24 protein-coding genes and 1 pseudogene are annotated in these 25,181 nt (G+C 72.6%); 12 read left to right on the forward strand and 13 right to left on the reverse strand.

From position 1 onward, the window contains the following. The first annotated feature begins 17 nt into the window (after positions 1–17). Positions 18–2,108, forward strand: a complete 2,091-nt coding sequence (locus ACJ6WD_RS29530; RefSeq protein ID WP_407616876.1) for a serine/threonine-protein kinase — start codon at positions 18–20, stop codon at positions 2,106–2,108. Between the two features lie 189 nt (positions 2,109–2,297). On the opposite strand, the gene ACJ6WD_RS29535 is transcribed toward ACJ6WD_RS29530, so the two are convergent. Continuing rightward, the gene (locus ACJ6WD_RS29535; RefSeq protein WP_233660995.1) at positions 2,298–3,236 is read right to left on the reverse strand and encodes an alpha/beta hydrolase; all 939 of its coding nucleotides are present in this window, start codon (positions 3,234–3,236) and stop codon (positions 2,298–2,300) included. Between the two features lie 130 nt (positions 3,237–3,366). Here ACJ6WD_RS29535 and ACJ6WD_RS29540 point away from each other — a divergent pair, with 130 nt between their 5' ends. Next, on the forward strand, positions 3,367–4,398 hold the full coding sequence (locus ACJ6WD_RS29540) for a GlxA family transcriptional regulator (RefSeq protein WP_407616877.1): 1,032 nt from the start codon (positions 3,367–3,369) through the stop codon (positions 4,396–4,398). A 300-nt stretch (positions 4,399–4,698) separates the two neighbouring features. Here ACJ6WD_RS29540 and ACJ6WD_RS29545 read toward each other — a convergent pair. Then, positions 4,699–5,010: pseudogene (locus tag ACJ6WD_RS29545) on the reverse strand (LysR family transcriptional regulator); the annotation flags it as partial. Between the two features lie 13 nt (positions 5,011–5,023). Between ACJ6WD_RS29545 and ACJ6WD_RS29550 the strand changes: the two are divergent. Continuing rightward, entirely contained in the window at positions 5,024–5,206 is a 183-nt protein-coding gene (locus ACJ6WD_RS29550) for a DoxX family protein (RefSeq protein WP_374206880.1), read from the forward strand. A 266-nt stretch (positions 5,207–5,472) separates the two neighbouring features. Further along, positions 5,473–6,174 (forward strand): ricin-type beta-trefoil lectin domain protein, encoded by a 702-nt coding sequence (locus ACJ6WD_RS29555; RefSeq protein ID WP_233660993.1) that lies wholly within the window; start codon positions 5,473–5,475, stop codon positions 6,172–6,174. 89 nt (positions 6,175–6,263) lie between these two features. On the opposite strand, the gene ACJ6WD_RS29560 is transcribed toward ACJ6WD_RS29555, so the two are convergent. From ACJ6WD_RS29560 to ACJ6WD_RS29610, 11 genes are all read right to left on the reverse strand, one after another. Beyond that, complete coding sequence (locus tag ACJ6WD_RS29560) at positions 6,264–7,148, reverse strand: sigma-70 family RNA polymerase sigma factor (RefSeq protein WP_233660992.1); 885 nt, start codon at positions 7,146–7,148, stop codon at positions 6,264–6,266. 113 nt (positions 7,149–7,261) lie between these two features. Continuing rightward, on the reverse strand, positions 7,262–7,762 hold the full coding sequence (locus ACJ6WD_RS29565; RefSeq protein ID WP_233660991.1) for a GNAT family N-acetyltransferase: 501 nt from the start codon (positions 7,760–7,762) through the stop codon (positions 7,262–7,264). A 9-nt stretch (positions 7,763–7,771) separates the two neighbouring features. Next, positions 7,772–9,133, reverse strand: coding sequence for an MFS transporter (locus ACJ6WD_RS29570; RefSeq protein WP_376553737.1), 1,362 nt, complete (start codon positions 9,131–9,133; stop codon positions 7,772–7,774). A gap of 741 nt (positions 9,134–9,874) precedes the next feature. Continuing rightward, the gene (locus tag ACJ6WD_RS29575; RefSeq protein ID WP_016570383.1) at positions 9,875–10,216 is read right to left on the reverse strand and encodes a hypothetical protein; all 342 of its coding nucleotides are present in this window, start codon (positions 10,214–10,216) and stop codon (positions 9,875–9,877) included. Positions 10,217–10,537: 321 nt separating this feature from the next. Next, positions 10,538–10,858: a hypothetical protein gene (locus tag ACJ6WD_RS29580; protein WP_044380479.1), complete on the reverse strand. Its 321-nt coding sequence runs from the start codon at positions 10,856–10,858 to the stop codon at positions 10,538–10,540. 218 nt (positions 10,859–11,076) lie between these two features. Continuing rightward, positions 11,077–13,023, reverse strand: coding sequence for a CASTOR/POLLUX-related putative ion channel (locus ACJ6WD_RS29585; RefSeq protein WP_407616878.1), 1,947 nt, complete (start codon positions 13,021–13,023; stop codon positions 11,077–11,079). A gap of 124 nt (positions 13,024–13,147) precedes the next feature. Continuing rightward, positions 13,148–14,590 (reverse strand): MFS transporter, encoded by a 1,443-nt coding sequence (locus ACJ6WD_RS29590; protein ID WP_407616879.1) that lies wholly within the window; start codon positions 14,588–14,590, stop codon positions 13,148–13,150. Next, positions 14,587–15,882, reverse strand: coding sequence for a hypothetical protein (locus ACJ6WD_RS29595; protein WP_233660987.1), 1,296 nt, complete (start codon positions 15,880–15,882; stop codon positions 14,587–14,589). The genes ACJ6WD_RS29590 and ACJ6WD_RS29595 overlap by 4 nt, the downstream gene beginning before the upstream one ends. Then, positions 15,879–16,661: a creatininase family protein gene (locus ACJ6WD_RS29600; RefSeq protein WP_407616880.1), complete on the reverse strand. Its 783-nt coding sequence runs from the start codon at positions 16,659–16,661 to the stop codon at positions 15,879–15,881. The genes ACJ6WD_RS29595 and ACJ6WD_RS29600 overlap by 4 nt, the downstream gene beginning before the upstream one ends. Further along, a complete protein-coding gene (locus tag ACJ6WD_RS29605; protein ID WP_376439666.1) occupies positions 16,658–17,557 on the reverse strand; it encodes a dihydroorotate dehydrogenase in 900 nt (299 codons plus the stop codon). The genes ACJ6WD_RS29600 and ACJ6WD_RS29605 overlap by 4 nt, the downstream gene beginning before the upstream one ends. A gap of 1 nt (position 17,558) precedes the next feature. Next, positions 17,559–18,074 (reverse strand): nucleoside 2-deoxyribosyltransferase, encoded by a 516-nt coding sequence (locus ACJ6WD_RS29610; protein WP_016570376.1) that lies wholly within the window; start codon positions 18,072–18,074, stop codon positions 17,559–17,561. A 714-nt stretch (positions 18,075–18,788) separates the two neighbouring features. Between ACJ6WD_RS29610 and ACJ6WD_RS29615 the strand changes: the two genes are divergently transcribed. Genes ACJ6WD_RS29615 through ACJ6WD_RS29650 form a run of 8 tightly spaced genes read left to right on the forward strand, consistent with a single transcriptional unit; the run spans position 18,789 to position 25,158 of the window. After that, positions 18,789–19,058, forward strand: coding sequence for an acyl carrier protein (locus ACJ6WD_RS29615; protein WP_233660984.1), 270 nt, complete (start codon positions 18,789–18,791; stop codon positions 19,056–19,058). Then, positions 19,055–20,440, forward strand: a complete 1,386-nt coding sequence (locus tag ACJ6WD_RS29620; RefSeq protein WP_407616881.1) for an aminotransferase class III-fold pyridoxal phosphate-dependent enzyme — start codon at positions 19,055–19,057, stop codon at positions 20,438–20,440. The genes ACJ6WD_RS29615 and ACJ6WD_RS29620 overlap by 4 nt, the downstream gene beginning before the upstream one ends. Continuing rightward, the gene (locus tag ACJ6WD_RS29625) at positions 20,437–20,985 is read left to right on the forward strand and encodes an acyl-CoA thioesterase (RefSeq protein ID WP_407616882.1); all 549 of its coding nucleotides are present in this window, start codon (positions 20,437–20,439) and stop codon (positions 20,983–20,985) included. The genes ACJ6WD_RS29620 and ACJ6WD_RS29625 overlap by 4 nt, the downstream gene beginning before the upstream one ends. Next, the gene (locus ACJ6WD_RS29630) at positions 20,972–21,376 is read left to right on the forward strand and encodes a 3-hydroxyacyl-ACP dehydratase FabZ family protein (RefSeq protein ID WP_407616883.1); all 405 of its coding nucleotides are present in this window, start codon (positions 20,972–20,974) and stop codon (positions 21,374–21,376) included. The genes ACJ6WD_RS29625 and ACJ6WD_RS29630 overlap by 14 nt, the downstream gene beginning before the upstream one ends. Next, the gene (locus ACJ6WD_RS29635; protein ID WP_233660981.1) at positions 21,370–22,479 is read left to right on the forward strand and encodes a beta-ketoacyl-[acyl-carrier-protein] synthase family protein; all 1,110 of its coding nucleotides are present in this window, start codon (positions 21,370–21,372) and stop codon (positions 22,477–22,479) included. Before ACJ6WD_RS29630 ends, ACJ6WD_RS29635 begins: the two co-directional genes overlap by 7 nt. Next, positions 22,476–22,994 carry a beta-ketoacyl synthase N-terminal-like domain-containing protein gene (locus tag ACJ6WD_RS29640; protein WP_233660980.1) on the forward strand — a complete coding sequence of 173 codons (519 nt, stop codon included), beginning with the start codon at positions 22,476–22,478 and terminating at the stop codon, positions 22,992–22,994. Before ACJ6WD_RS29635 ends, ACJ6WD_RS29640 begins: the two co-directional genes overlap by 4 nt. Then, positions 22,991–24,349, forward strand: coding sequence for a class I adenylate-forming enzyme family protein (locus ACJ6WD_RS29645; protein ID WP_233660979.1), 1,359 nt, complete (start codon positions 22,991–22,993; stop codon positions 24,347–24,349). Before ACJ6WD_RS29640 ends, ACJ6WD_RS29645 begins: the two co-directional genes overlap by 4 nt. Continuing rightward, the gene (locus ACJ6WD_RS29650; protein ID WP_407616884.1) at positions 24,346–25,158 is read left to right on the forward strand and encodes a TIGR03619 family F420-dependent LLM class oxidoreductase; all 813 of its coding nucleotides are present in this window, start codon (positions 24,346–24,348) and stop codon (positions 25,156–25,158) included. The genes ACJ6WD_RS29645 and ACJ6WD_RS29650 overlap by 4 nt, the downstream gene beginning before the upstream one ends. Positions 25,159–25,181: the final 23 nt, after the last annotated feature.

Raw genomic sequence — 25,181 nt, forward strand, 5'->3', positions numbered from 1 at the left:
CCCAGGAGACGACCACCGTGAAACCCCTCGGCCAGGGAGACCCGCTGCGCCTGGGCCCCTACCGCCTCCACGGCGTCCTCGGCGAGGGCGGCATGGGCAAGGTGTACTTCGGCGTGGACGCGTCCGCGCGTCCCGCCGCGGTGAAGGTCCTACTGCCCGAACTCGCCCACGACGGGCACCTGGCAGAGCGTTTCCTGCGCGAGGCGCGCACCGCGCAGGCGGTGACCAGCGAGGGCGTGGCGCGCGTCCTGGCCGCCGAGTTGGCGGGCGGCCGACCGTGGATCGCCACCGAGTTCCTGGCCGGCCCCACGCTGGACGACGCCGTCACCCGCTTCGGACCGCTCGACGACGCGGGCGTACGGGAGTTGGCCCGGTCACTGGCCCGCACCCTCCAGGACGTGCACGCCACGGGGCTCGTCCACCGGGACGTGAAGCCCCCCAACGTCGTGCTGACCGCCCGCGGCCCCCGCCTCATCGACTTCGGCATCGCCCGCCCCGAGCACGGCCTGACCCTCACCCGCACCGGACAGATCCCGGTCACCCCCGGCTACGGCGCCCCGGAACAGGTCCTCGGCCAGCGCGTCGGACCGGCGGCCGACGTCTTCTCGCTCGGCGCCGTCCTCGCCTACGCCGCGGCCGGCCGCCCCGCGTACACCGGCGCCGAGATCACCGCGGTCCTGTACGAGGTCGTGCATGGCGAACCGGACCTGGCGGCCGTGCCCGAGCCCCTGCGATACCTCCTCACGCCGTGCTTCGCCAAGGACCCGAAGGCCCGCCCGCTGCCCAGCCAGGTCGCCGACGCCGCGGCGGCCCCGCGACAGCCCGAGAAGCTGTGGAAGTCCGGCCGGTTGGGGGAGGAGATCCGCCGTCGGGAGGCGGCGGCGCGGCGCGTGACGTCCCAGCCGGCCGGCCCGGCGCCCACCGCCGGTCCCGGCGCGGTCGGCGGCGGCCCCGGCGTCTCCCGCCGGCGCCTGCTGCTCGCCGCCGCCGGCGGCGGCGCGCTGCTGGCCGCGGCGGGCGGCGGAACGGCCTGGTGGCTCAGCCGCGGTGACGCCCCGTCCGACCCGTTCGACGTCCCGCCCGCCGTGCAGGTCCAGGCCGCGCCGTTGGGCTCCGCCGACGGCACCCCGACGCCGCTGTGGGGACCCCTCCAGGACGTGGCCGACGCCGGCTCGCCGGCTCCGCTGCCGGTGCGCGACGTGGTGGTGTTCGGGGCCTCCGGCGGCGGCATCGCGGCGCGCCGGGTCACCGACGGCCGGGAACGGTGGCGGGTCGGCGACGCCAAGGCGGACGCCGGCTACCTCTCGATCGGGGACCGCCTGGTGGCCACCGCCGACGCCGAGGGGACCCTGCGCACCTGGGTCGCCGCCACCGGATCGCCGCGGTGGACGGTGGACGCGCAGGTGGGCGCACTGCTCGCGGCCGACTCCCGCGCCGTCTACCTGCTCACCACCGACGGTCGGCTGCGCTGCGTCGGCACCGACGGGAAGGTGCGCTGGACGCAGCGGCCACCGCTGTCGCTGGCCGGCGGGCACCCCGTCGCGGCCCTCGGCGCCGGCCACTTGGTGCTGTGCACGCAGACCGGAGACGTGGCCGCCGTCCGCGCCGGCGACGGCGCCCGCGCCTGGGTCCGCAAGGGCCAGGCGGACGGAGCGCTCCGGCCCGCCATCGACGGCGGCACCGTCTACCTCGGCGGCCGGAGCCTGGCGGCGGTGGAGGTCGCCGGCGGTCGCCAACTGTGGTCCCGGGACCCGTTGCGACCGCCCCGGCGCGGCACCGGCGGCTGGGGCCCGCCCGCCGTGACCGGCGGCGTGGTCCACGCGCTGGACTGCGACGCACTGCGCTCGCTGCACGCCGACGGCAGCCAGGCCGCCGACCCGATGATGGTCGCCGGCGTCGTCCCGCCGTGGCTGCCACCGGTCGTCCAGGGCAACGGCGTCTGGATCGTGGAGAGCCAGGAGACCGGCGTGACCGGCCTGCCGCGCTCGGGCCAGGGCCGGCCCCAGACATACGCCCTCGCCGGCGGCCCGCCCCGCACCATCGCCGCCAGCGGCAACCGCCTCTTCGTCCTCAACCACGCGACACTGCTGGCACTTCCCGTGTACTAGGCGGTTTCGTTTGGATCGGCGTGCGGACCGGAGGAAGACGCCCGCGATGTGGAGTCCGCTCGGGGAGAGGGGTGAGGTCTTCTCGTAGCGGGTGGCGATGCCGCGCCACTGCGTCGAGCGGTCGATGCACCGCTCGACGGGTTGCGCTGCTTGTATGCCTCCCGGTCGAAGGCCGGTAGGGACACCCGGTCAGGGGTGGAGGGCCGCGCGCAGGGTGCGAATCTGGTCGGTGAGGTTGTGTTCGCTGATGCGGGCCTGGGGGAAGAGGATGTCGAAGCCGTGGACGGCACCGGGGACTTGGACGAGTTCGGTGGTGACGCCGGCGGCGGACAGGCGTGCGGCGTAGTCACGGCCCTCGTCGCGCAGCGGGTCGATCTCGGCCACGGCGATGTAGGTGGGCGGCAGGCCGCTGAGATCAGTGGCGCGGATCGGGAAGGCGTACGGGTCGGCGTGACTGTCCTTCGCGTAGTACTGCACGGCCAGTTCCATTGCGCCCCGGTTGAGGACCGGGGTGTCGGTGAACTCCCGTGCCGAGGCGCTGGTCAGGCTGCCGTCCACGCTGGGGTAGGTCAGGGACTGGAAAAGCAGGTGCGGGCCGGACAGGTCGCGGGCGCGGAGCACGGTGGAGGCGGCGATGTTCCCGCCGGCGCTGCCGCCGGCCACCGCGATGCGGGTGCGGTCTCCGCCGAGTTCGGCCGGGTTGTCGGCGATCCAGGTCAGGGCGGCGTAGGCGTCGTCGGCTGCGGCCGGGTAGGGGTGTTCGGGGGCGAGGCGGTAGTCGACGGAGACGACGACGGCGTGGGCGTCGCGGGCGTACCGCAGGCAGCGTCCCTCTTCGGCCTCCGGGGATCCGTAGGTGTAGGCGCCGCCGTGCACGTAGAGGATCATCGGCAGGTCTTCGGTGGTGTCGGGGCGGTAGACGCGCAGACGTAGTTGCCCTGCGGGGCCGGGGACGTACAGGTCTCGCACTGTGACCTGGTCGTCGGCGGGGGTGTCGGGGTGTGCGCGCAGCAGTGCGTAGCGCTCGGGGTCGGCGAGGACGGCATCCAGGCCGTGGACGGGGAAGACGCCGGTGTCGGCGGTGTCGAGCAGGGTCTGGATCTCGGGATCGACAGCGGGGACGGGCATGGCTGGATGGCCACCTTCCGGGTGTTCGACCGGGGGCTGCCCGGTCTGTTGTGCGGAACTGACCTCAGTCTCTGCCGATCACGGGCGGCACAGAAGTGGCCCGTGGGCCGCTATGTGCAACTATTGGGCCATGGTTGTTGCGACACCGCATCATGTGGCCGTCCTCGCCCTTGCACCGGTGGTGGCCTTCGACTTGAGCATCCCGGCCCAGATGCTGGCCGCGGTCGAAACCCGCGCGGGCACCGCCGCCTACGAAGTGCGCACCCTCACCCCGGACGGCTCTCCCGTACCGACGGTGAACGGGTACGGCGTCACGCCCCAGGGCGACCTGTCCCTGCTGGAGGACGCCGACACGGTGATCGTCGCCGGCACCCGCTGCCCGGAGGTACTGGACGCCGGCGCGGTGGACGCCTCCGTCGCCGAGACACTGCGCAGTGCGGCCCGGCGCCGCGCCCGGGTGGTGTCCCTGTGCACCGGCTCGTTCGTCCTCGCCGCCGCCGGCCTGTTGGAAGGCCGCCGGGCCACGACCCACTGGCGCTACGCGCAGCAGTTCCGACGGCTCTTCCCCGCAGTCGACCTCGACACCGCCCCGCTGTACATCGCCGATTGCGGGATCCTGACGTCGGCCGGCGGCGCGGCTGCCATCGACCTGTGCCTGCACCTGGTCCGGGAGGACCACGGCAGTTCCGTGGCGAACCGGGTGGCGCGGTACAACGTCGTCGCGCCCATGAGGGACGGAGGGCAGGCACAGTACATCGAACACCCGGTGCGGGAGGACGTGGGCACCTCGACGGCCGGGGCGCGGACGCTGATGGCGGAACACCTGGCCCGGCGGCTGTCCCTCAAGGACCTCGCGGCCCACTGCCACATGAGCGTACGGACCTTCACCAGGCGCTTTCGGCAGGAGACCGGGCTCTCTCCGGCGGAATGGCTCGCCTCGGCCCGCTTGGCACACGTACGCCATCTGCTGGAGTCGACCGAACTGCCTGTCGACGACATCGCCGCCAGGGCCGGCCTGGGCAGCGGCACCAACCTGCGGCAGCACATGCGCACCGCCCTGGACACCACCCCGTCCGCCTACCGCAGGGCATTCCGCTCGGCCACCACTGCCTGCGCACCACCCCTCTCCGAGGACCAGCGGGTCCGGTCCGCGGGCACCTGACGCCGTTCGCCGCGGGGCCCCCGAACACGACAGCCTGCACGGGGAGTCGGCCGCGCCGAGAGGCGAGCTCGTCTGGTACCTGGTGACGCCCCGCTACGAAGTCCGCGCCCAACCAGACGTGTTGTCCACCGGCAGCGACGTCCACCGGGCGTCCGCCCCGAGCACCGCGAGGCCACGGATCGGAGCGCTCGCCTGGGGGCGTCCTTCGCACCGGGCGCACTGCGGATGCGGGCGACGCACCGGTAGCGGTGCCGGAGCGTCGGTGAAGGACGGCGGGCCGGCGCCCGATCGGTGCGGATCTCAGTCGCCGTAGGCGGCGACCGCGATCCGGACGAACCCGCGGACCAACGGACGGGCGTCGCCGGCGCTCCACGCCACCACCACGCGGCTCGGGGCCATGTCGACCAGCGGCACCACGGTGAGCCCCGGCACCGGCTCGTGGTCCAGGAGGGTCATGCCGACCGTGCCGTTCCAGAGCACGGCCTGCTGGCACTCCTGAACGGTCCGCACCACCGGACCCTCGCGGGGCTCCCCGCCGTGCCAGTACGCCTGCCACCGCGGATCGGTGCCCTCCGGGAACCGGAACCAGCGGCGGTCGGCCAGGTCTGCCAAAGCGATAGGGCTGTTGCTGCCCCCGCTGACGGGTACCGCGCCCTGGCTGTGCCTGGCCGCGGCCGCCGGCTTCGTCGTCCTGCAACTCGCCGCGACGCGTGTCCACCTCGTCCGCGGCGACCGCCGGATCGCGCTCAACCTCACACTGCTCCTGGCCGCGGCCACGACCGGTTGGCTGGCCACGACCTGGCTGTGATCCCCGGCCGGACCGGCACCACCCGGCCCCAGGCATCCGCCGCGTGGCGACCGTGCGACCCGTGGCGCACCGAGGCCAACGGCCCACGTCCGCACGGTCGCACCGCGCACCTGCCTGTTGGCCAAAACCCCACGCTTCTTTCAACGTTTCCTGCGCTATGTTCTCCCAAATCCAGATCGGCGTTCTTATCGCCCGTCTAGGGGCGGTCATTTCCTTTTCTTCCGGTACGTGTTGAGCGCATCTGCTGACTTGTTGAGGGAGACACCATGAGAAACCGGGTCCTTGCCGTGGCGGTGGCGACCGGCGCGGCCGTGCTCTGCCTGCCGGGCACGGCACAGGCCGCCGACCCCGGCGCCTGCACCAAGAGCCACGGCGGCCCCGTGGCCACCGTGGCCTGCCAGGGCGTACCGCCCACCACGGTCTGGCGCGCCACCGACTGGTGCGTGCGCTACGTGAACGGCCAACCCTTCGACTTCTTCGTCCGGGGCGCACAGGTGACCGGCAACGGCACGTCGGTGGTCGCCTGCGGTCCGGGCACGTACGCCACGGACCACGTCAGCGCGGAGATCCTGTACGACGGCCGCCCGCGGACCCCCATCGTCGGCTACGGGGGCAAGTGCCTGGACGTCAAGGACGGCAAGTCGAAGAACGCCCAGCCGGTCCAGATGTACGACTGCAACGGCACGCCCGCCCAGGACTGGACGCTCAACGCGGACGGCACGATCGGCGCGTTGGGCAAGTGCCTGAACGTCGTCTGGGGCGGCAAGGACAACGGCACCCTCGTCGAGATCTACGACTGCGTCGCCGCACCGTCCGAGACCTGGCAGGTCCGCGACGACCGGACCCTCCTCAACCCGGCGTCGGGCAAGTGCCTCGACGTCCTGGGGTTCAACACCGCCAACGGCGCACGGCCGGGCCTGTGGGACTGCAACGGCGCCGAGAACCAGAAGTGGACCGTGACCCGCTGAGCACCCGAACGGGCCGCCGGGGCGGCGGAGTTCCGCCTCGGCAGCCCGTTCCGGTCCCTTCCGGCATGCCGCGTGGCCGACGGGTCCGATCAGCCGACCAGGCCGAGCGCGGCGAGGCGCGTCGGATCGGTGAGGATGTCGAGGCCGGTGATCCGGCCCTCGCGGATCGTGAACGACATGACCGACAGCGGACGCCCGTCGGCGAAGGACACCACACCGGGGGAGCCGTTGACGAGCACCAGGCGCGCATCGGCGGCGAACCGGGCGAAGGCCATCGCCTGGGAGGCGACGTCGTCCGCGCCACGCCGCAGCAGGCTGGGCAGGAGTGCCCCGCCGTCCGAGCGGGCCACGACCTCGGGGTCGAGGACGGCGAGGAGCGCTTCGAAGTCGCCGCCGCGCGAAGCGGCCAGGAAGGCGTTCACGACCTCGCGCTTGCGTGCCTGGTCGGTGTCGGCTCCCAAGGTGACGCCCTGGACGCGGCGGCGGGCACGACTGGCGAGCTGCCGGGTGGCTGCCGAGGTGCGGTTGACGACGGGCGCGATCTCGTCGAAGGGCACGTCGAACATGTCGTGCAGCACGAACGCCACCCGCTCCGCCGGCGCGAGGGCCTCCAGCACGACCATCAGCGCCATGCCCACCGAGTCGGCGACCAGGACCTCCCGCTCGGGGTCGAGCGTGGTCAGGCCGCTGACGACCGGGTCCGGCAGCCGCACCGAGCCGTCCTGTTCGGGCAACGGCTCCTCACGGCGCGCGGCGCGCGAGCGCAACTGGTCCAGGCAGCCGCGGCTGACGACGGTGGTCAGCCAGGCGCCCAGGTTCCGCACCTCGCCCACGTCCGTGCGGCTCAGCTTCAGCCAGGCGTCCTGGACGGCGTCCTCGGCCTCGGCCAGCGTGCCCAGCAAACGGTAGGCGACCGCGCGCAGTTGCCCGCGCTCCGCTTCGAAGCGCGCCGCCAACAGATCCTCTTCGCTCACCTGTCACATCCTCACACCGGTATCCGTCGGTCCCGTGACGGAACCTCATCGATCACGCCGCAAAGGCCCACGTCGCACTCCCGCGCCACCACCCCCGCCGGCCCGACCGCGTCCTACCGTGGGAGCACCAGATCGCGCCGGTACCAGGCCCCCTCTTTCCCGCCGAGATCGGCCGGGTCCGCCGGGCCGACCAAGACGAACCCGGCCTTGACCAACACCCTCCGGGACGCGGTGTTCGCGTGAGCGGCGGCCGCCCTGAGTGTCCGCAACCCGTGCCGCTCGACAGCCAGTCGGCACAGCTCCCGCACGGTTGCGGTCGCCACACCACGGCCTGCGACGTGCTGCGCGACCCGGTAGCCGAGCTGCGCCGTGCCCTCCTCGATGTCGACCAGGTTGAACCTGCCGAGCACCGCGCCATCCTCCGCGACGAGCACGTAGAAGGCGCAGACACCGGCCGCCTGCTCGGCCAACAGGGCGTCGTACCGACCGGTGAAGTCGGCGAAGTAGGCGTCGCCACGGTCGGAGATCGACGCGGCGAAGTACGCACGGTTCGCCCGCTCGAACGCCAGGACCGCGGGGGAGTGGCTGCCGTGCAGCCGGGTGAGTTCGGGCACCCCGCGACCCTAACCGGCCGAGGCGTCGAGCCCACCCCCGTTTTCCGTCGGCGAGGCTGCCGGTGAGGGGACGGCCCGCCGGACGACGAGGGCGGCAGCCAGGCACCCGGCACCGGCGACGGCCATCCCGGCGGCGGGGCCGAGGGCCGTCATCGCCCCGGTCGCGGCGGCCAGGACCAACGTCTCCAGCGTCATCCGCGTCGTACTGAACAGCGCGGCGCCCGCTCCTCCCCGCCGGGCGGGCACGTACCGGAGCGCCTGTCCGTCCGGGACGCCTTCGGTCAGGCCGAGGGCGAGCCCCACCACCCCCGCCGCGACGAGCAGGGCCGCCGGGCGGTCGGCGACCTGGAGGACGACCGCGGTCGCGGCGCAGGCCGACAGGGCCGTCGTCACCAACCACCGGGCCAGGCGGCGCGCGAGCCGAGCGGCCAGCAACGGCAGGACCGTCGACGGCACGGTCAGGAGACTGAGCATGACCCCTGCCTGGCCCGGACCCATGCCGTACGCCGACCCGAGCTGCGGGAGCACCGTCAACCCCACCACGAGCATCCCCATCAACGCGCCCGTCGCCACCGCGTACGCGCGGTAGGCGGGGATCCGCAACAGGTCCACGGGGATCGCGGGGACGGGCGCGCGCCGTTCCACCCGGACGAGGCGGGCGACGCCGGCCGCCGCGAGGACGAGGAGCCCGGCCGGCCCCCACCACGGAACGCCCGCCCCGAAGCCCAGTCCGAGTGCGGTCACCACGGCGGCGACGACCACCCCGAAGAGCACGGCCCCGGCGAGGTCGAACGCTGCGGACGGCTTCGGACCGCGCAGGGCGGGAAGCCCGCACGTCCCCAACGCCGCCAGCGCGGCCACGCCTCCCGGGGCCGCGAAGACCAGCGGCCATCCACCGACGGCCATGAGTGCCTGGGCAACGGCCGGCCCCAACGCCAGGCTGCTGCCCAGCACGGCCCCCGCGTACCCGTAGACCCGACGCCGCTCCTCCGGCGGGTAAACGGCCAGGACCATCGACGATCCACCGGCGGCACACATCGCCGCCCCGACACCGCCCACCGCCCGCAGCGCCACCAGCGACGGCACGTCCGGAGCGAGGGCGGACAACATGCCGGTGACGGCGACGACGGCATTGCCCGCGGCGAAGAAGCGGGTGCGGGCGCTACGATCCGCGCCCGCCCCGGCCAGCAACAGGGCTGCCGCGAACAGCCCGTTGTAGGCGAGGACGATCCACGGCCCCAGCGCATCCGCGCCGGGCACCTGCGCCGTCACTTCGGGGACGGCCGCCGTCGCACCGGTGATGGCGAGCGGAAACACCGCATCAGAGAGGAGGGCGGCCACCAGGACGCGCCGACGTTGACGAACGGACAAGACGAACAAGGGTGCGCTCCGGAACAAGGAGAATCCGAGCGCCACGAAGGCGCTCCTGGCCAGGGCTCAGGAGCGACGGCGAGAACCGGGGTCGTGCGCCGCCGCTCTCAGCGACGGCGCACCTTGTCTGTTTTCGGCACGAGCCCACGCTAGCAGGCCCTTCGGGCCGGGAACCTCGGTGACCCGATGCCGCGCCCTCACTCGAACTCCCCCTCAACACAGGGGCGTTGTGTGCGAAATGCGCCGCTTCCCGCGCCCGCCTGCCTCCCCCACAACCCCGGACGGCAGGCCGGGCCTGGAACCGCACGCCCCACCATCCGGCGTCCTACGGCACATGAACGGCAGCATGCGAGTGCGAGAGGCATCGACCGAGGACGCGGACGCGATGACGGACCTCCACACCAGGGCCCGGAGCGCCTACTACGCCGCCGGCGGGCAGACGGCGCCCGTCGGCCCGGCCCGGGGGGAGCCGACTACGTGCGCCTGGGTTTGCGCCTCGGCTGAGTGGCGATAGGGCGCGGGCGTCGTGCGGAGTGCTTTTCGTTGCCGGGTGGGCCGGAAAGTTGCCGGGTGGGCCGGAAAGGAGAACACCACATTTCCGTGGCACGCCTTCGTGCGCGGAAAGGGGCAGGGAGATGAATGCGCGGCGATGTCGAAACGGCGCCTGGCAGCAGCGAGCCCCGGTGCCGAGACGAGGGCTCGACACCGGGGCTGTTCGCCCTTGCTTACGTGTTTGGCTGCTTACTTCTGGAAGGCGCCGTTGTTGCACCCCATGTCGGAGCCCAGCTTGGTCTGCTGCGCGCCGGCCGAGCCCTCGCCGTTGAGTGCGTTCCCCAGCGCGCCGTCGAGGAGGCCGACCGCACCGAGGACGTCGATGTTCAGGTCGTGCGACCGGCACTGGGTGGCCTGGGAGACTCCGAAGATCCCTTCCCGCCCGCCCCTCTTGCCGCCGTCTTCCCGGTCGCTGGAGAAGGAGTTCGTCCCGCCCTGGCTCCCACCATGGGCGATTGCGGGGCCGGCGCCGAGGAAGCCGACGCTGCCCAGAACGGCGATCACCACGGCGGCCTTGCGAAGCTTGCGCATTTCATCTCCGGTAGGTTGAACGGAAGCGATCGGAAGGCGATCGACTTCGTACGGCTATGAAAGCTAGTGCGGAATGTGTCCCAACTCCTCGTTGACACGCGGAATTTCACGACTGCCGCAATGACGCTCTCTCGCGCTTATCGGATAACCCGTACCCTGCGCCGGTCACGGGAATATCGGCAGCTTTACATGAAGTGGGGTGAGGGGCCGGCCGGTCGGGACCCTCTGGTGGTGACTGGCCTCCGGCGGTCGTGACGCGGCGGAGGCGGGCATGGACGGGCCGGGCCGATGGTTGGTCAGCCCGGCCGGGGTGTGGCGTCGCTACGACCTGTTCCTGAGTCGGGCCCAGCGGCTCCAGCCGCCGTCCGTGGCGAAGGTCGCCACCAGGTCGGCGCCGCGGGCTGCCAGCAGGCGCCTGCGCTCCCAGCGCGAACGCGGCCGCAGGGCTCCCCGGTTGCCCTGCGTGGGGTGCGTGCGGGCGGTGAGCCGCCGACCGGCCTCGGCGAGGTCGGCCAGGATGCGTTCCCGGTGGTGCTCGTCGCGCGCACCGCGCAGCGCGGTGTACAGGCCCTCGATCTCCGCGACGGCCGCTCCGACGTGCAGATTGGTGCTGCCGATCGACGGCATCCTGCCTCGCGCCACCTCATGCCTCCCAGAAAATGAGTCAATGCGTAAAACACTTTCCCAACTGCGCAAGTCTGCAACCCTCTGGGGTGGCACGAACCCGCGCGGGAAGCGTTCCGCTCCCGGGGGCGGTGTGCTTGACGCCTTCAGGCAGGTGAGGGACGGCGCCGGGACGGGGAGCGGCGCTCGCCGTGGTGCCTGGATGGGGTAGGGGGACGGCTGTTGGACGGGCCCTGCTACGGGCGCGGAAGCCCGGGGCCGACCTTGCCGTGCTCCTTCCGCGGGCCGGGCACGTTCGCCGTCACCCGGCCGTCCTCGGCGAGCACCACGACGGCGTCGCCCTCGCCCAGCACCAGCGGTTCGGCCTTCGCGGGGTTGAGGACCACGCCGTAGGTCGGGGGTGTGTCGCCGTGTCGGGCGAGCCGGTAGCCGATGGCGGTCTCGCCGCGTTGGCGGGCGGCCTCGATGACGGTGGTGAAGTTCGCCGTGGTGCCTGGGGTGAGGTAGCTGGCGGCCGGCTTGAGGTAGATCTCCGATCCCTCCGGGTCGAAGAGGTCGGTGAACACGGCGTGGAGGTCCCGGTCCTCGGTGAGTTGGGTCAGCAGGAGACTGATGATCTTGGTGCTGACGATGAAGTCGTCGGCCTTGGTGACCTGGGCGATCTCCCGGTTGGCGTCGCTGTTCATCTCGGTGACGATCGAATACGGATTGCCGGTGCGGATGGCGATGTCGCGCAGGTGCAGCAGGGTCACCAGGGCGCGGTCGTCGGAGCGTTCGGGATGGATGTCGTCGTCGGTGAGGACGATGATGTGGCTGTAGCGGTCCAGGCCCAGGGACTCCAGGGACGGCCGGAGGGTCGGTTCGCAGGGTCGGTAGCCGACCGTGAGGTGCGCCAACTGGTCCCCGAGGTCTTCGGCGGGGGGACGGGGGGCCGCGACGTCGAGCAGCGCACCGGGCTCCACCAGGCGGTCCAGCAGCCTGACGATTTTGACGCCGCGGGAGTTCCACCCGATCACGAGGGTGCGGTCGGGGACCGGCAGTCGGTCGGCGGGCGGAGCGATCGCCGACGCGACGACGCGGGGGCGGCGCTCCGCCAGCCGGATGAGGATGTCGTCCTCGGCGATCACCAGCACCTGGTCCGTGCCGCCGATGGCGGTGTCCATCGGGGGGTTGATCAGGGTTGTGCCGTCGGCCCTGCGCAGGCCGACCGGGACGCCGAGGTCGAACCGGTCGAGGGCCTCTCCGTAGCTGGTGCCGGCCAGGGCGGTGGCGGGGTACGGATAGAACTCGTTGCCGACGAAGCTGAGCAGTTCGTTGAAGACGGTGGACAGGCCGGACTGCCGGTGGGACTGGACGATCAGGCGCACGGCGATGTCCTCGGCGTCGATCACCAGCGCCTCCTCGCCGGCCGCCAGCCGGGCCGCCGCCAGGTTCGGCGAATTCTGCACGGCGGCCACGATGTTCGGCCGAGTGCCCTTCCAGCGGCGGCTGTTGAGGAGCAGCAGGACCTTGATGACGTCGGTGTCGCTGTCGTCCCCGACCGGCGGCAGCACCATGACGGACTTGGCCGCGTCGAGGCTCACCAACTCCAGGTCCGCCCGTTGCAGGGGGCTTCCGGAGCGGCAGACCACCCGCGTGCGGCCGGTCTCCGGGATCCGCCGACGGATCTCGTCCTCCATCGCGACCTTGTCGCGGTCGGCGAGGATCACCACGCAGGAACGCCGTTCGCTCTGGTTGGCCTCCACCAGTTCCCCGATGACCGTGAAGACCTGCTCCGACCAGCCCAACACGACGGTGTGCTCGTGCTCGATCAGCCGTGACTTGCCCTTGCGCAGCTCCTGGATCTTGGCTTCGAGGCCGGTGGTCAGCACACCGATCAGCGCGCTGACGATGAAGATCCCGCCGATCGTCACCGTCAGCATCAGGCCCAGGAACACCGGCCCGCCGGTGTCGCCGCCCATCGTGCCGGGATCGAGCGTGCGGAGCAGGCTCATCCAGGCCACGCCCAGCCAGCCGCCGTTCTTCTCGGTGTCGGAGTTGGTGAACACCACCACCAGCACCGTCACCACGGCGATCAACGCGACCGAGGCGAGGCCCAGCCAGCCGATCAGGGCCGGCGTCCCCCGGTCCATCGTGCCGTCGAACCAGTACCGCAACCGGTCCCGCAGTCTCGCACGTGCCACGGAAGACCTTCCCTTTCACCCGATGACGTCACTTGCGCTCTTGCGCATCCGTCAAACCTATCGTCAACGGGACGAGTTGACGGGACGTCATGACGTGAGGTGCGGGCGCAGCGGACCCGAGAAGCTACCCGGGACGCTCGGGCGGAGGGGGTGCCGACGCCGCTTTGGGGGTGGCGAGGAAGATCGTGGCGAGGGTGAGGGCGGCGGCCAGCCATGTGATGGTGTGGAAGGCGTCCGCGAACGCCCGGGCCGTCTGCGGGGAGGTGCCGGCGTCCAGTGGGGACGTCGACGTGCCCGGCGGGAGGAGCGCGCGGTAGGCCACCGCGGCCACCGTGCCGAAGATGGCGATCCCCAGACCGGCCCCGGCCTCGTAGGAGACGGACTCGATGCCCGCCGCCGCGCCCGCCTGGGAAGAGGGCGCGGTGGACATGATGAGGTTCGAGGCGACCATCTGGACCAGGCCGTGACCGAACCCGATCAGGGCGAGTCCGAGCAGGACGACCGTGCCGGAGGCGACCAGGACGTACCCGGTCGCGGCGAGCAGCAGGCCGGCGGGGACGTCCGCCCGGGGGCGCCCCACGCGGGAGAGGACCATGCCGCCCACCGGGCCGGCCACCATCGCGGCCACCGGCATGGGGATCAGGTACAACGCGGCGTCCTCCGCCGACAGTCCGTTGACGAACTGCAGGTACTGCACCAGTTGGAGTTCGAAGCCGACCATCACCAGCACCGGCAGCACCGAGGCCACCACTCCGGCGCGCAGCCCCGGCAGCCGGAACAGGGACAGGTCCAGCATCGGGTGCGGCACGCGCTGCTGGCGCCGGACGAACAGCACCAGCGCGCCCAGGCCCAACGCGCCCGGCAGGGCCAGTTCCAGCGGTCCGACGCCGTCGTGGGTGAAGGCGATGATGGTGTAGGCGCAGCCCAGGAACCCCACGATCGACAGCAGGGGCGAGGTGGCCTCCCAGGGCTGCCGCTCGGACTCGATCTCGTTGCGCAGCAGCAGCATCACGGCGGGCACGGCCAGTGCCACGAGGGGCAGGTTGACGAGGAAGATCGAGCCCCACCAGAAGTGTTGGAGCAGGAGGCCGCCCACCACCGGTCCGAGGGCCGAGGCGCCGGCGGCGACCGCGCTCCAGGCCCCGATCGCCACCGCGTGGTCGCGGCCGTCGCCGAACGTCTGCCGGATGAGCGCCAGCGTGGCCGGGATGATCATCGACGCGCCGACCGCCAGCAGCGCCCGGGCTCCGATCAGGGTCAGCGGTCCCGTTGCCGCCGCGCACAGCGCCGAGGCCGCGCTGAACACCGCCAACCCCGCCAGCAGCAGGCGCTTGTGTCCGATCCGGTCGCCCAACGGGCCGCTCACCAGCACCAGTCCGACCATGAGCAGCGAGTACACGTCCACGGTCCACAGCAGTGCGGGCGAGGACGCGTGCAGGTCGTGGGCGAGCGTCGGGACGGTGATGGTGAGGATGGTGACGTCCATGGCCGCGGGCAGGAAGCACAGCAGCACCACGGCCAGCACCAGCCAGCGCCGAGCCCCGACCACGGGCAGCGTGTCGATCACCGGTCGGGGCTCAGAGCCGCCTTGACTCTGACGATGAGGTCGTGCAACTCGGCCAGGTTCGGGGCGTAGAACATGCAGCTCAGTCTGCCAGTTCGCAGATCCGTCAGCTCGGTTGGCACGACACCGCGCTCGGCGTGTCGGGGCGAGGCCACGAGCCGGCCGAGCAGGCGCAGCACTTCCGACAGGTCCAGGCCGGTCGGCAGTCCGTAGAAGTCGTAGTTGCCGACCGCGTGGGTGTCGAGGTAGTCGGCGCCGATGAGGTGGGCGCCGAACTCGTGGACGTGGCTCGACCCGGTGCGCCGGGCGTTGAGGTCGTGCAGGTGGACGACGCCGCCGCGGCCGATCGCGTCGATGCCGAAGCGCCCGCGGTAGCCGCGCCGTTGCATCTCCTCGGCCAGCCGCAGTCCGCCCTCGGTCAGCGGGCGGTACCACCAACGCTCGCGCAGCTCCCGCGCGGTGACGTTGCCGCGCAGGTGCGTGGCGCCCTCGAACAGCATGTCGGTCGTGTAGCACAGGTGGGGCGGGGCGTGCGCGGGAACCATGTACTCCACGGACGGGAAGCAGACGTCGCCGTCGAGGAACTCCTCGACCACCACCCGGTCTTCGTCGTAGAAGGTGCTCGCGGCCAGGCGTTCGGCGACGTCGTCGTCGCCCGGCCGGAAGATCAGCAGTCCGAGGCTGGCTTCCCCGCGGTCCGGCTTGACGATGCACGGCGTGCCGGTCGCGAGCATGGCGTGCACCGCCGCGGGCACCTCGTGTTTGGCCGCGCAGTGCGTACCGGTCGGGATGCGGCAGGGCCCGTCGGTCAGGCCGAGGTCGGCGGCGAGGTCGCGCAGGCCGGTCTTGGTGTCCAACAGGTCGCGCAGGCCCTGCTGCGGGGAGCTCTCGGGCAACTCGACCACCACGTCGTAGGTGCTGTGCAGGGTTTCGGCGAACCGCCACAGGTCGGCGGTGGTGGTGTGCGGGATCAGCCGGAGTCTGCGGCCCGGCCCCGCGTGGGCGACCACCGCGGCCATCAGCTCGGGATCGGCGAGCGCGTCGGCGAACAGCGACCCGGTGCGGCCCGCCGGGCTGAGGTTCACCACGCCGTCGAGCTCCAGGAACTTCCGTTGCCAGGCCAGGTCCCCGATCGGCTCGTAGGTGATGAGCATCTTGTCCAACGGCCCCCAGAACAGTGCCTGGTCCTGTTGGGCGTAGCACTCCGACAGCAGCTCGTCGACGTCGTCGGCGCGGACGGCGAAGTCGTGCAGGGTGTCGACCGCGTTGCACACGCAGAGGGTGGGCGTGGTCATGGTGTCTCCTCGCGTAGCAGTCCGTTGCCCTCGGACACCAGGGCGACCGCGGCCGCGACCACGTGCCAGAAGAGGTCCTTGCCGAGGGCGGCGGTGGCGTGGGAAGTGCTCGACAGGACGCCCTGGTTGGTCGTGCGGCGCACGTCGACGGGGTGCAGGTAGACGCCCGGGCGGGGCGGGTCGGCGTGGTCCGGCCGCGCGGCCGAGACCAGGTCCGGGCGGAGGTAGAGCATCAGGCTGGTCTCGGTGATCCCCGCGTGCTCGGCGTGCCAGCCCGGAAAGAGCGGCACCCGCCCGGCCAGCCAGTCCGGGTCGACCAGGCTCCACCAGCTCAGTGCGAGGAACTCCTTGCCCGCGGCGACCGGCCTGCGGCCCACCTCGTCCAGGGCCTCGAACAGGAACGGCTCGTTCTCGAAGTGGCCGTTGACGACCAGCAACCGGTGCCACGGCAGGGCGCACAACGACTCCAGCGCGTCCTCCAGGAAGGCCAGCAGCGATCGGCCCCGCACGTGGACGGTGCCGGGGAAGGCCAGTCCGCCGCCGCTCTGCGGCAACGACCGTGCGGCGATGGACTGCACCGGCAGGGTCAGGGCGTTCAACTCGTGGGCGATCTGCCGGGCGAAGGCGTCGGCGAGGACGGTGTCCACGGACAGTGGCAGGTGCGGACCGTGCTGTTCGACGGATCCCACCGGCCACACCACGGTCCGTCCGGTGGTGGCCGCCAGGACCTCGGCGCTGCTCAGGTCGCACAGGTGCGGCCCGGCCGACCGGGGCGTCACGACCGCACCTGCCGGGACCGGTCGGCTTCGGGGGCGGGTTCGGGGGCGTGGCCGGTGCGGTGCGAGCCGGTGGTCTCGGCGACGATGCGGACGAGCGTGGGGTTCATGTCGGTGTGCAGCGCGGTGTACACCTGGGCCGCCACCGCGCCGACCCGCAGGTAGTCGTGGACGTCGCGGCCCGACTCCACGCCGCCGGAGCCCAGCAGGGGCAGCGGGAACCCGGCCCGGCGCAGCTTCCACAGGGAGGCCAGGACGAGCGGTTTGATGCCCGGTCCGGAGTAGCCGAACACGCCGCCGAGGCGGAGGTCGCCGGTCTCCGCGTGCACGGCGGCGGCCGGCAGGGTGTCGCTGATGGTGACCGCGTCCGCGCCGGCCCGGGCGGCCGCGAACGCCCGGTCCTGGACGCCTTCGCCGCTGGCCAGCTTGACCGAGAACGGCAGCCGGGTGGCGGCGCGGGTGGCCGCGGTGTAGGCGTGCACCCGCTCGGGGACGTCGTCGAGGCCGTCCTGCTCGTTGAGGCAGGAGATGCCGAGTTCCAGCGCCCGGCAGCCCGTCGTCTCCACCTGGGCTGCCAGCGCGGCCAGTTCCGACGGGCTGTCGGCGTGCAGCGACGCGATCACGGGGAGCCGGTCCCGCGCCAGGTCGTTGAGGATGCCCACCCAGTGGTCGACGGACCGTTTGGAGTAGGTGGTGCTGTTGATCATCCCGGTGGGCAGCCGGACGATGCGCTCGTCCAGGCCGGTCGGCGGGTTGGGGTGGATGGTCTTGGTGACCACCGCGCCCGCGCCGGAGCGCAGCAGTCTGCGGATGTTCCGTTCCTGGTCGGTGAGGAGGCCGGAACCGACCACGACCGGATTGGCCAGGTCCATTCCCAGCACGCGTGTCGCGGCCGCCACGTCAGACCGCCGTCCTGGTTCGGCCCAGGGCCGCGAGCACGCCGTCGACCAGCAGTGCCGGGTCGGTGGCGATCTCCTTGGCGGACAGGAACGTGGCGGCGGCCACCTTGGCGAGGCCCTTGAGGAGATGACTGGCCGACTCGGCGAACGGCTGGTCGGTGATGCCCACGATGGGGCGGCCCAGGGCGCTGGCCCACCCCAGTTCGATGTGGGTGCCGTCGGTGCGCAGCAGGGTGCCGTCGAGGACCGGCAGCACCGGTACGAACACGTCGCACTCGCGCATCCACGCGTAGTCGCGCACCGACACCTCGTCGGGGGTGAACGAGGCGGTGTCGGCGCCGAATTTCTCCGCCACGTGCGCGGAGAGCACGGTGGCACCGGCCCGGCGCGATTGGTCGATGGCCTGGCTCAGGCATTCGCGGATGGGCGTCGCCATTCCACCGGGCACCAGGGCGTGCTGGATCGGGCCGCCGACGAACAGAGTGACGCCGCGCAGGGCGTCCGAGGTGACACTCATGGCTTTCGCGGTTCCTTTGAAAGGTTCTGCCGATGGCCAACGGCCGGGAAATCTGACGGACTTCGGCCGCCGGCAGGGAGGGGAATAGGCAGCGCAATCAGATAATGCGCTTGCGATGAATCGCAGGGACTCCGGGCGCGAAACCAGGTGGTGTCACCGGGCTGCCCGGTTGCCTCCTCGTCCCGCACGCGGCGTGCACCAGGTAGGCAAATAGACGCCTAAAGGCTAGTCAGGGGCGATTCGGGTCGACAAGCCCCATCTACGCCAGCTGAAAATTTACAGCAAATTACGCATATGGTTCATAACGATCGACCGGAAACGGGGTCCGACCACCCGCGTCGGGGCCCCGCCGCGGTGACTTCGCGGGTGCGGGTGGCCGTTCCAGGGGTTCCGTTCCGTCGCGCTATTCGCCGCCGGACGCGCATGGCCGAAACGCCGACGAACTCGTGTGCAGGGCCCTTGTGGACGTCGCATCCCGAAAAGTATCAAACAGGCAAAATCAGAAGCCGCGTTGACAGGTTCGCAAATCCTCAACTAGCTTCGATAAGCGTGCACGGTCGACACCATCATGCTTTCGATGGGGGTCGACTCGCCTTCGGCCGGACCGTTGCCGCGTTCTCATCTCCCTCTCTCCTCCATGCGCCGGGCGCCGGCCGTGGCCTTTTCGATGAACCCACCCAGACTGGATGAACCCGCCCAGAGGGGAAACTCCTGGTGAACTCATTGCAGACCATCAAACGCATTCTGCATTCCGATGTGCTGGTGGAAGTGCCGATCGACAAGATGCAGCTCGACGACAGCCTGCGCGAGAGCTACGGCATGGACTCCCTGGGGTTCGTGGAACTGCGCGTGCAGTGCGAGGAGGCGTTCGGCATCGACATCCCCGACGAGGCCGTCGCCGCCGGGGAGTTGGCCACCCTCGGCGACGTGCTCGCCCTGGTCGAACGGCTGTCGGGGGCCGACCACCCCCCGGCCGCCTCGTGACCGCGGCACCGGCCGCCCGCGACGACCGCGCCGGGGAACCGACCGGGGTGCTCGCGCGCGGCACGGACCTCCAACTCAACCACTACGGCGCCGCGCGGCTGCCGTTCGCCTGCGTGGGCGGGCGCGGCCTGGAGCTGGACGTGGTCGACCTGGACCCGGCACGCCGGGGACGGCGACTGCGCCTGCTGGACGCCAGCGCCGGCTACGCCAGCGCGACCCTGGGCGGCGGTCACCCCGTCGTGCGCGCGGCACTGACCCGCGGCACCGGGGTCGGCAACGTCACCGACGAACTGGGCTCGCTGGAGCGGGCCGAACTCCTCGACCGGCTCCTCGGCCCCGACGGACTGTGGACCGCACACTTCCCCGCCGGGCACTACCACGTCAGCGGCCGCAACTCCGGGTCGGAGGGCAACGAGCTGGCGTTGCGGCTCGTGCTGGAGTCCCGGTTCGACGGCCGGCGACTGCGCCACCACCCGGGCAAGGAGCGGCGCGACACCGTCCTGGCGTTCCAAGGTGCCTGGCACGGCTGGACCGGCGGACTGGTGCCGCTGCTCAACCGCAGGTACTACCGGGCCGGCCTGCCGGCGTCGGAGACCGAAGGGCCGTACGGCGTCCGGGTCGAACACCTCCCGTTCGGCGACCCCGACGCCCTGGCGGACTACTTCGCCGCGTCGGCGGACCGGCTGCTGGCCGTCGTGGTCGAGCCGATCCAGGGCGACGCGGGCATCCTCCCGCCGCCGCCCGGCTACCTGCGCGACCTCGCACGGCGGTGCAGCGCCGCCGGCGTGCTCCTGGTGGCCGACGAGGTGCTCACGTTCGCCAAGACCGGCGACTGGTTCGCCATGCGCGACGCGGACGGGCCGGTGCCCACCGACATCACCGTGATCGGGAAGTTCCTGGGCATGGGCGCGGTGTCCACGTCGATGGTGATCGCCCGCAGGGAGCTGGCCGTCCGCTCCTCCGGCGCCGTGACCACCTCCGACCTCCGCCCGCTGCACTGCGCGGTGATCCGCGACGGCATCGAGCACATCCTGGCCGAGGGCCTCCTACAAGGCTCCGCCGACCTCGGAGCGCACCTCACCGAGCATCTGGACCACGCCTTGGTGGACCACCACCCGGACGTGTTCACCGAGGTCCGCGGCACCGGAGCCATGCTCGGCGTGGAGCTGACCGCCGCGGCGGCGGACCGGATCGGCACCCTGCGCAGGGAACTGATCGAAGCCGGTGTGTACGCGGAGTTCATGGCGGGCGCGGGCAAGCGCTCCGGCGGCCGGCGCTACGTCCATCCCACCCTGCGGATCGTGCTGCCGCTGAACGCCACCGCGGCACAGGCCCACGAGATCGTGGACCGGGTGGCGGCGGGCGCCCGGGCGATGCGGTGAGCGCGGGGTTCCGCACCCGGATCGAGCACGTCGACACCGACGCGACCGGGATCGTGCACTTCTCCCGCTTCGCCTCCCTGATGGAGACCGCGGGCACGGAACACCTCGAAGCGCACCACGCGGGCCTGACCGCCTTCAGCGCGGCGGGCGTCGACCTGGTGGCCACGGACCTGCGGGTGACCTACCTCAACAGCGCCGTGTACCGCGACGTGATCGTCGCGGACACCCGGGTCGACCACGTCGGCGCCGCCTGGTTCGCGCTCGCCGTACGCCTGCTGCGCGCCGAGGCGGACGGCCTGCGCACCCCCTTGGTGACCGGCGACCTGGCCTTCGCCGCCGTCGATCCCGGCACCCGGCGCCCGGTCCCGCTGCCGGCGCCGCTGCGACAGACACTGAGAGGAATCGCCCCCGATGCGGCACACGAACGAAGCGGCACCCCCTCCCACCCCGGTCCGCACGGCGCGCCCCCTGGGCACCTCCGCCATCGCCGCCCTGGTGCGCGGACGCCATCCCCGACTGTTCATCGACCGGGTGCTGGACCATGAGCCGGGCGTGTTCCTGCGCAGCATGTTCGCGGTCTCGGCCGAGATGGGCGCACTCTGCGGGCACCTGCCCGAGCGCGGCCTGACCCCGGGGGTGATCCTGCCCGGCAGCCACACCATGCAGGCGTTCGCCCAATCCGGCGTCCTGCTCTACCAGTTGAGCAGCGCCCCGCTCGCCGACAACGAGGTGACCCTGGTGGGCACGGTCAAGTCCCGTTTCCTGGCTCCGGTGGTGCCCGGCGACCAGGTCGTGCTCGACGTGCGCGCGGACCGACTGTCCGGCCACACCTTCTCGTTCTCCGCCGCGGTGACGGTCGAGGGCCGCTCGGTCGCCGGGTTCCGCGGCGCGATGAGCCGGGTGACGGTCCAGCCCGCCGGAGCCCGCCCGTGGTGACCCCGGTGATCACGGGACTGGCCTGGGACACCCCGCTGGGCCGCGACCGGGAGGCGGTGTGGCGGCGCCTGTGCGCCGGCGACTCGGGCCTCGCGCCCGTCGACTCGCCGCACCCGCTGCGCAACACCGTCGCAGCCGTCATCGCGTCGGTGCCGTACGGGGCCCCGGCGGGCGAGCGCCAGCGGGTCCTCGCCGGGCGGGCGCTGCGCTGCGCGTTCGCGGACGCCGGCCTGTCCCCGGCCGACCCCGAGGTCGGCCTGGTGCTGGGCACCAGCTTCGGGGCCTCGTTGGACGAGAAGGAGCCGACCCTGCATGCCTGGGCCGACGACGCCGCGGCGGACGTCGGGTACCCGGGCAGGCCGGTGTGCGTCACGACGGCCTGCTCCGCGGGGTCGGACGCGATCGCCGTCGCCCACGCCCTGGTGCGCTCGGGTCAGCGGCGCGCCTGCGTGGCGGGCGGGGTGGACGTGGTCACGGAGGCGAAGCGGCTCGGGCATTCCGCGCTGGGCACGATGAGCCCCACCGGCCTGCGGGCGTTCGACCGGGCCCGGGACGGCATGCTGCTCGGCGAGGGCGCGGCGTTCGTGGTGGTCGAACACCCCGACGCCGCCCGGGCCCGCGGTGCCCGGACGTATGCCCGACTGCGCGGGGTCGGCGCGGCCAACGACGCCGCCGGGCTCACCGCACCGGACCCCACCGGACACGCCGTGGTGCGCGCCGTGGAACGCTGCCTGACGACGGCGGGCCTGGCCCCCGCGGACATTGCGGTGATCAACGCACACGGGACCGGGACCCCGCTCAACGACGAGGTCGAGGCGCGCAGCCTGCTCCAACTGTTCGGCCCGGACGGCCCGTTGGTCTTCGCCACCAAGGGCGCGTTCGGACACAGCCTGGGGGCCACCGGGGCGATCGAGGCGGTGGCGACGGTACTGGCCCTGCGCCACCGGAGGGTTCCGCCCGTCATCGGGTTGCGCACGCCGGCGGCCCCGCTGCGGTTGGCCACGGGGGTGGCGCAACCCGTGGGCGCCGGCGCCGGTTTGAGCCTGACGTTGGGGTTCGGCGGGTTCAACACCTGTCTGCTGTTCGAAGGGGTGAGGGCGTGACGCACGTACCGCCGGGCACACGGGTGTTGGGGTCGGCAACGGTCGTCGCCGACGACCCGGGCGAGCACGCGAGGAACAAACCGTCCTTCTACGCCGACCCCGCCGCCTGGCTGGTGGCCGAGACCGTGGACCGGGCACTGGAGGACTGCGCGGAGCACGTGCGCGACGACGCCGACGACACCGCGATCCTGGTGGTCAGCGCGACCGGCAGCGAGCGCACGATGCGCCGGATCGCCGACTCGGTGCCGCGCTCGCGGGTCTCGCCCCTGCGCTTCGCCGGCGCCAACCCGGGGGTGCTGGCCGGGCTGCCCGCCCTGCGCCACGGGCTGCGCGGGCCGTCGCTGCTGTTGGCCGGGCACCCGGACGCAGCCGCCCCCGTGGCCGGCACGGTGATCGCCGGATGGCTCCGGGACGGCCACGCCCGGCACGTCCTCCTGGTCGACCTGCACGCCACCGAGGGCGAGCGGGAGACATGCTGCTGCCTGGTACTGACCGGCGCCGGGGCGGACCGGTGAACGGCCTCACCCGGTCCGCGGTGGCCGACTTCCTGTCCCGGGTCGACGGCGCCCCGGCCGGCTCCGACGCGGTCGCCCCGGCCGGGGTGGACGACGTGCTGGCCGACCTGGCCGGGCTGGGCCTGGCACCGGGCGACGCGGTCGTGCTCTGTCTGGCCAACGGAGTGGCGCTGCTGCGCGTGCAGTTCGCGTCGTTGCTGCTCGGCCTGGTGCCGCTGGCCGTGCCGCCGAGCACGCCGTGGCAGCGGGTCCGCGCACTGGCCGGGCACGTCGGGGCCGGTGTGGTGGTGACCACCCGACTGACCGGCACGGGGCCGCGGGCCGCGGTGGGCGGCGCGTTCGCCGTGCCGACCGGACACCCGACCACCCCGTACCGGCCGGGCGAGATCCTGCTGTCCACCTCCGGCACCTCGGGGATGTTCAGCGCCTGCGTCCACCGGGTCTCCTCGCTGCTGCACAACGCCCGCCTGCACGCCGCCGCCACCGGCATCACCGCGTCCGACACCCTGCTGGTGAACCTGCCGCTGTACTACTCCTACGCGCTGGTGGCCCAGGCGTTCGCCGCGTACGTGACGTCGGCGCGGCTGGTGCTCGACGGACCGCCGTTCGCACCGGCCGCCTACCGCGACGCGATCACCACGCACGGCGTCACCCATTCGTCGGTGACCCCGACGATCGCCCGCCAACTCCTCGCCGACCCCGCGGTCCTGCCCCGTGGCCTGCGGACGCTGGCGGTCGGCGGGGACCGGCTCGCGCCCGCGGAAGTGGCGGACCTGCTGGCCGCGCGCCCCACCGGGGAGCTGTACCTGACCTACGGGCTGACCGAGGCCGGGCCCCGCGTCTCGACCCTGGCCGCGCACGCCGAGCCGGCGCACCGATACGGCTCGGTCGGCCGTACGCTGCCCGGCGTGCGCGCGTCGCTGCGCGCGGTGCAGGGCGACGTGGGCGAATTGCTGGTCGAGTCCGACACCGTCCTGCTGCGCCGGGTCGGGGGGCCCAGCGGGCGCGTCCTGCTGGCGCCGCGGACCATCGCCACCGGCGACGCCTTCTCCCTCGACGACGGCTACCTGACCTTCCACGGACGCCTGTCCGACTTCGTGGTGCTGCGCGGCGAGAAGGTCTGCCTGAACACCGTCCGCCAAGCCGCACACGCCATCCCGGGGGTGGTGCACTGCCTGCCCGAAGTGGTGAACGAGGACGGCACCCACGTGCTCGACGTCCACCTGTCGGTCACCGCCGCTCCGCCCGGCGGCGAGAAGGCGGTCCGACGCCTCCTCAACTCCCAGCTCCTGCCCGCCGAACGCCCCCGTGCGGTCTTCATCTCCACCGCCGACCCGGAGACCTTCCGCAAATGACCCTGCGCCTCGGCTGCACCGTCCCGACGGGCCTTCCGCCCGGCGAGCTCCGCGCGTTCGCCGTGACCGCGGAACGCCTCGGGTACCACCATCTCTCCGTCCCGGAACACCTCGTCTCCCGTACCCCCGCCTACGAGAGCCTGACCCTGGTGGCCTTCCTGGCCGCTGTGACCACCCGGATCGAACTGGCCACCGCGATGACGATCCTGCCGCACCGGCCGGTGGTGCTCGCCGCCAAGCAGGCCGCACAACTGGCCCACCTCAGCGGCGACCGACTGCGGTTGGGCATCGCCCTCGGCGCCGACGACGCGGAGTCCGCCGCGCTCGGTGTCGCCCGGGAAACCCGCGCGGCACTGTTCGAGGAGCAGGTCCGGGCCCTGCGCCTGCTGTGGACGCGGCCGGACGCGGAGTTCGCCGGCGCGCACCTCGCGTTCTCCGGCGTCACGCTCACCCCCCGCCCGGGGCCGATCCCGCTCTGGATGGGCGGCGGCACCCTGCGCACCGGAGGCAGACCCGGCGCCCTGCGCCGGATCGCCACCCTCGCCGACGGGTTCACCATGTCCGGCCTGCTCGCCAACCGGACCCGCCGCGGCGCCGCACTCATCGCCGAACTGCGCACGGCGGTGACCGAGGCCGGCCGTGACTGGGCCGCCTTCGGCACCGAGGCCCGCCTCCGCCCCGCCCCCGGTCGGCCGGACGCCTGGCGCGCGCTCGCCGATGCCTGGCGGTCCGCCGGTGCCACCCACCTCACCGTCACCACCGACGACCGGTCCCTGTTGGGCCCCCTGCACGCGGCGTTGACGGAGTAGCACGACGGGGTCCGTCGCCCGGT

Origin of the sequence: Streptomyces sp. VTCC 41912, from assembly GCF_045799175.1 — a bacterium.
Lineage (GTDB): Bacteria > Actinomycetota > Actinomycetes > Streptomycetales > Streptomycetaceae > Streptomyces > Streptomyces albulus_C.

Bases quoted from the DNA above. Each gene is read 5' to 3' on its own strand.
- ACJ6WD_RS29535 (WP_233660995.1), bottom strand. From the start codon at position 3,236: ATGCCCGTCCCCGCTGTCGATCCCGAGATCCAGACCCTGCTCGACACC.
- ACJ6WD_RS29540 (WP_407616877.1), top strand. From the start codon at position 3,367: ATGGTTGTTGCGACACCGCATCATGTGGCCGTCCTCGCCCTTGCACCG.
- ACJ6WD_RS29555 (WP_233660993.1), top strand. From the start codon at position 5,473: ATGAGAAACCGGGTCCTTGCCGTGGCGGTGGCGACCGGCGCGGCCGTG.
- ACJ6WD_RS29575 (WP_016570383.1), bottom strand. From the start codon at position 10,216: ATGCGCAAGCTTCGCAAGGCCGCCGTGGTGATCGCCGTTCTGGGCAGC.
- ACJ6WD_RS29595 (WP_233660987.1), bottom strand. From the start codon at position 15,882: ATGACCACGCCCACCCTCTGCGTGTGCAACGCGGTCGACACCCTGCAC.
- ACJ6WD_RS29610 (WP_016570376.1), bottom strand. From the start codon at position 18,074: ATGAGTGTCACCTCGGACGCCCTGCGCGGCGTCACTCTGTTCGTCGGC.
- ACJ6WD_RS29650 (WP_407616884.1), top strand. From the start codon at position 24,346: ATGACCCTGCGCCTCGGCTGCACCGTCCCGACGGGCCTTCCGCCCGGC.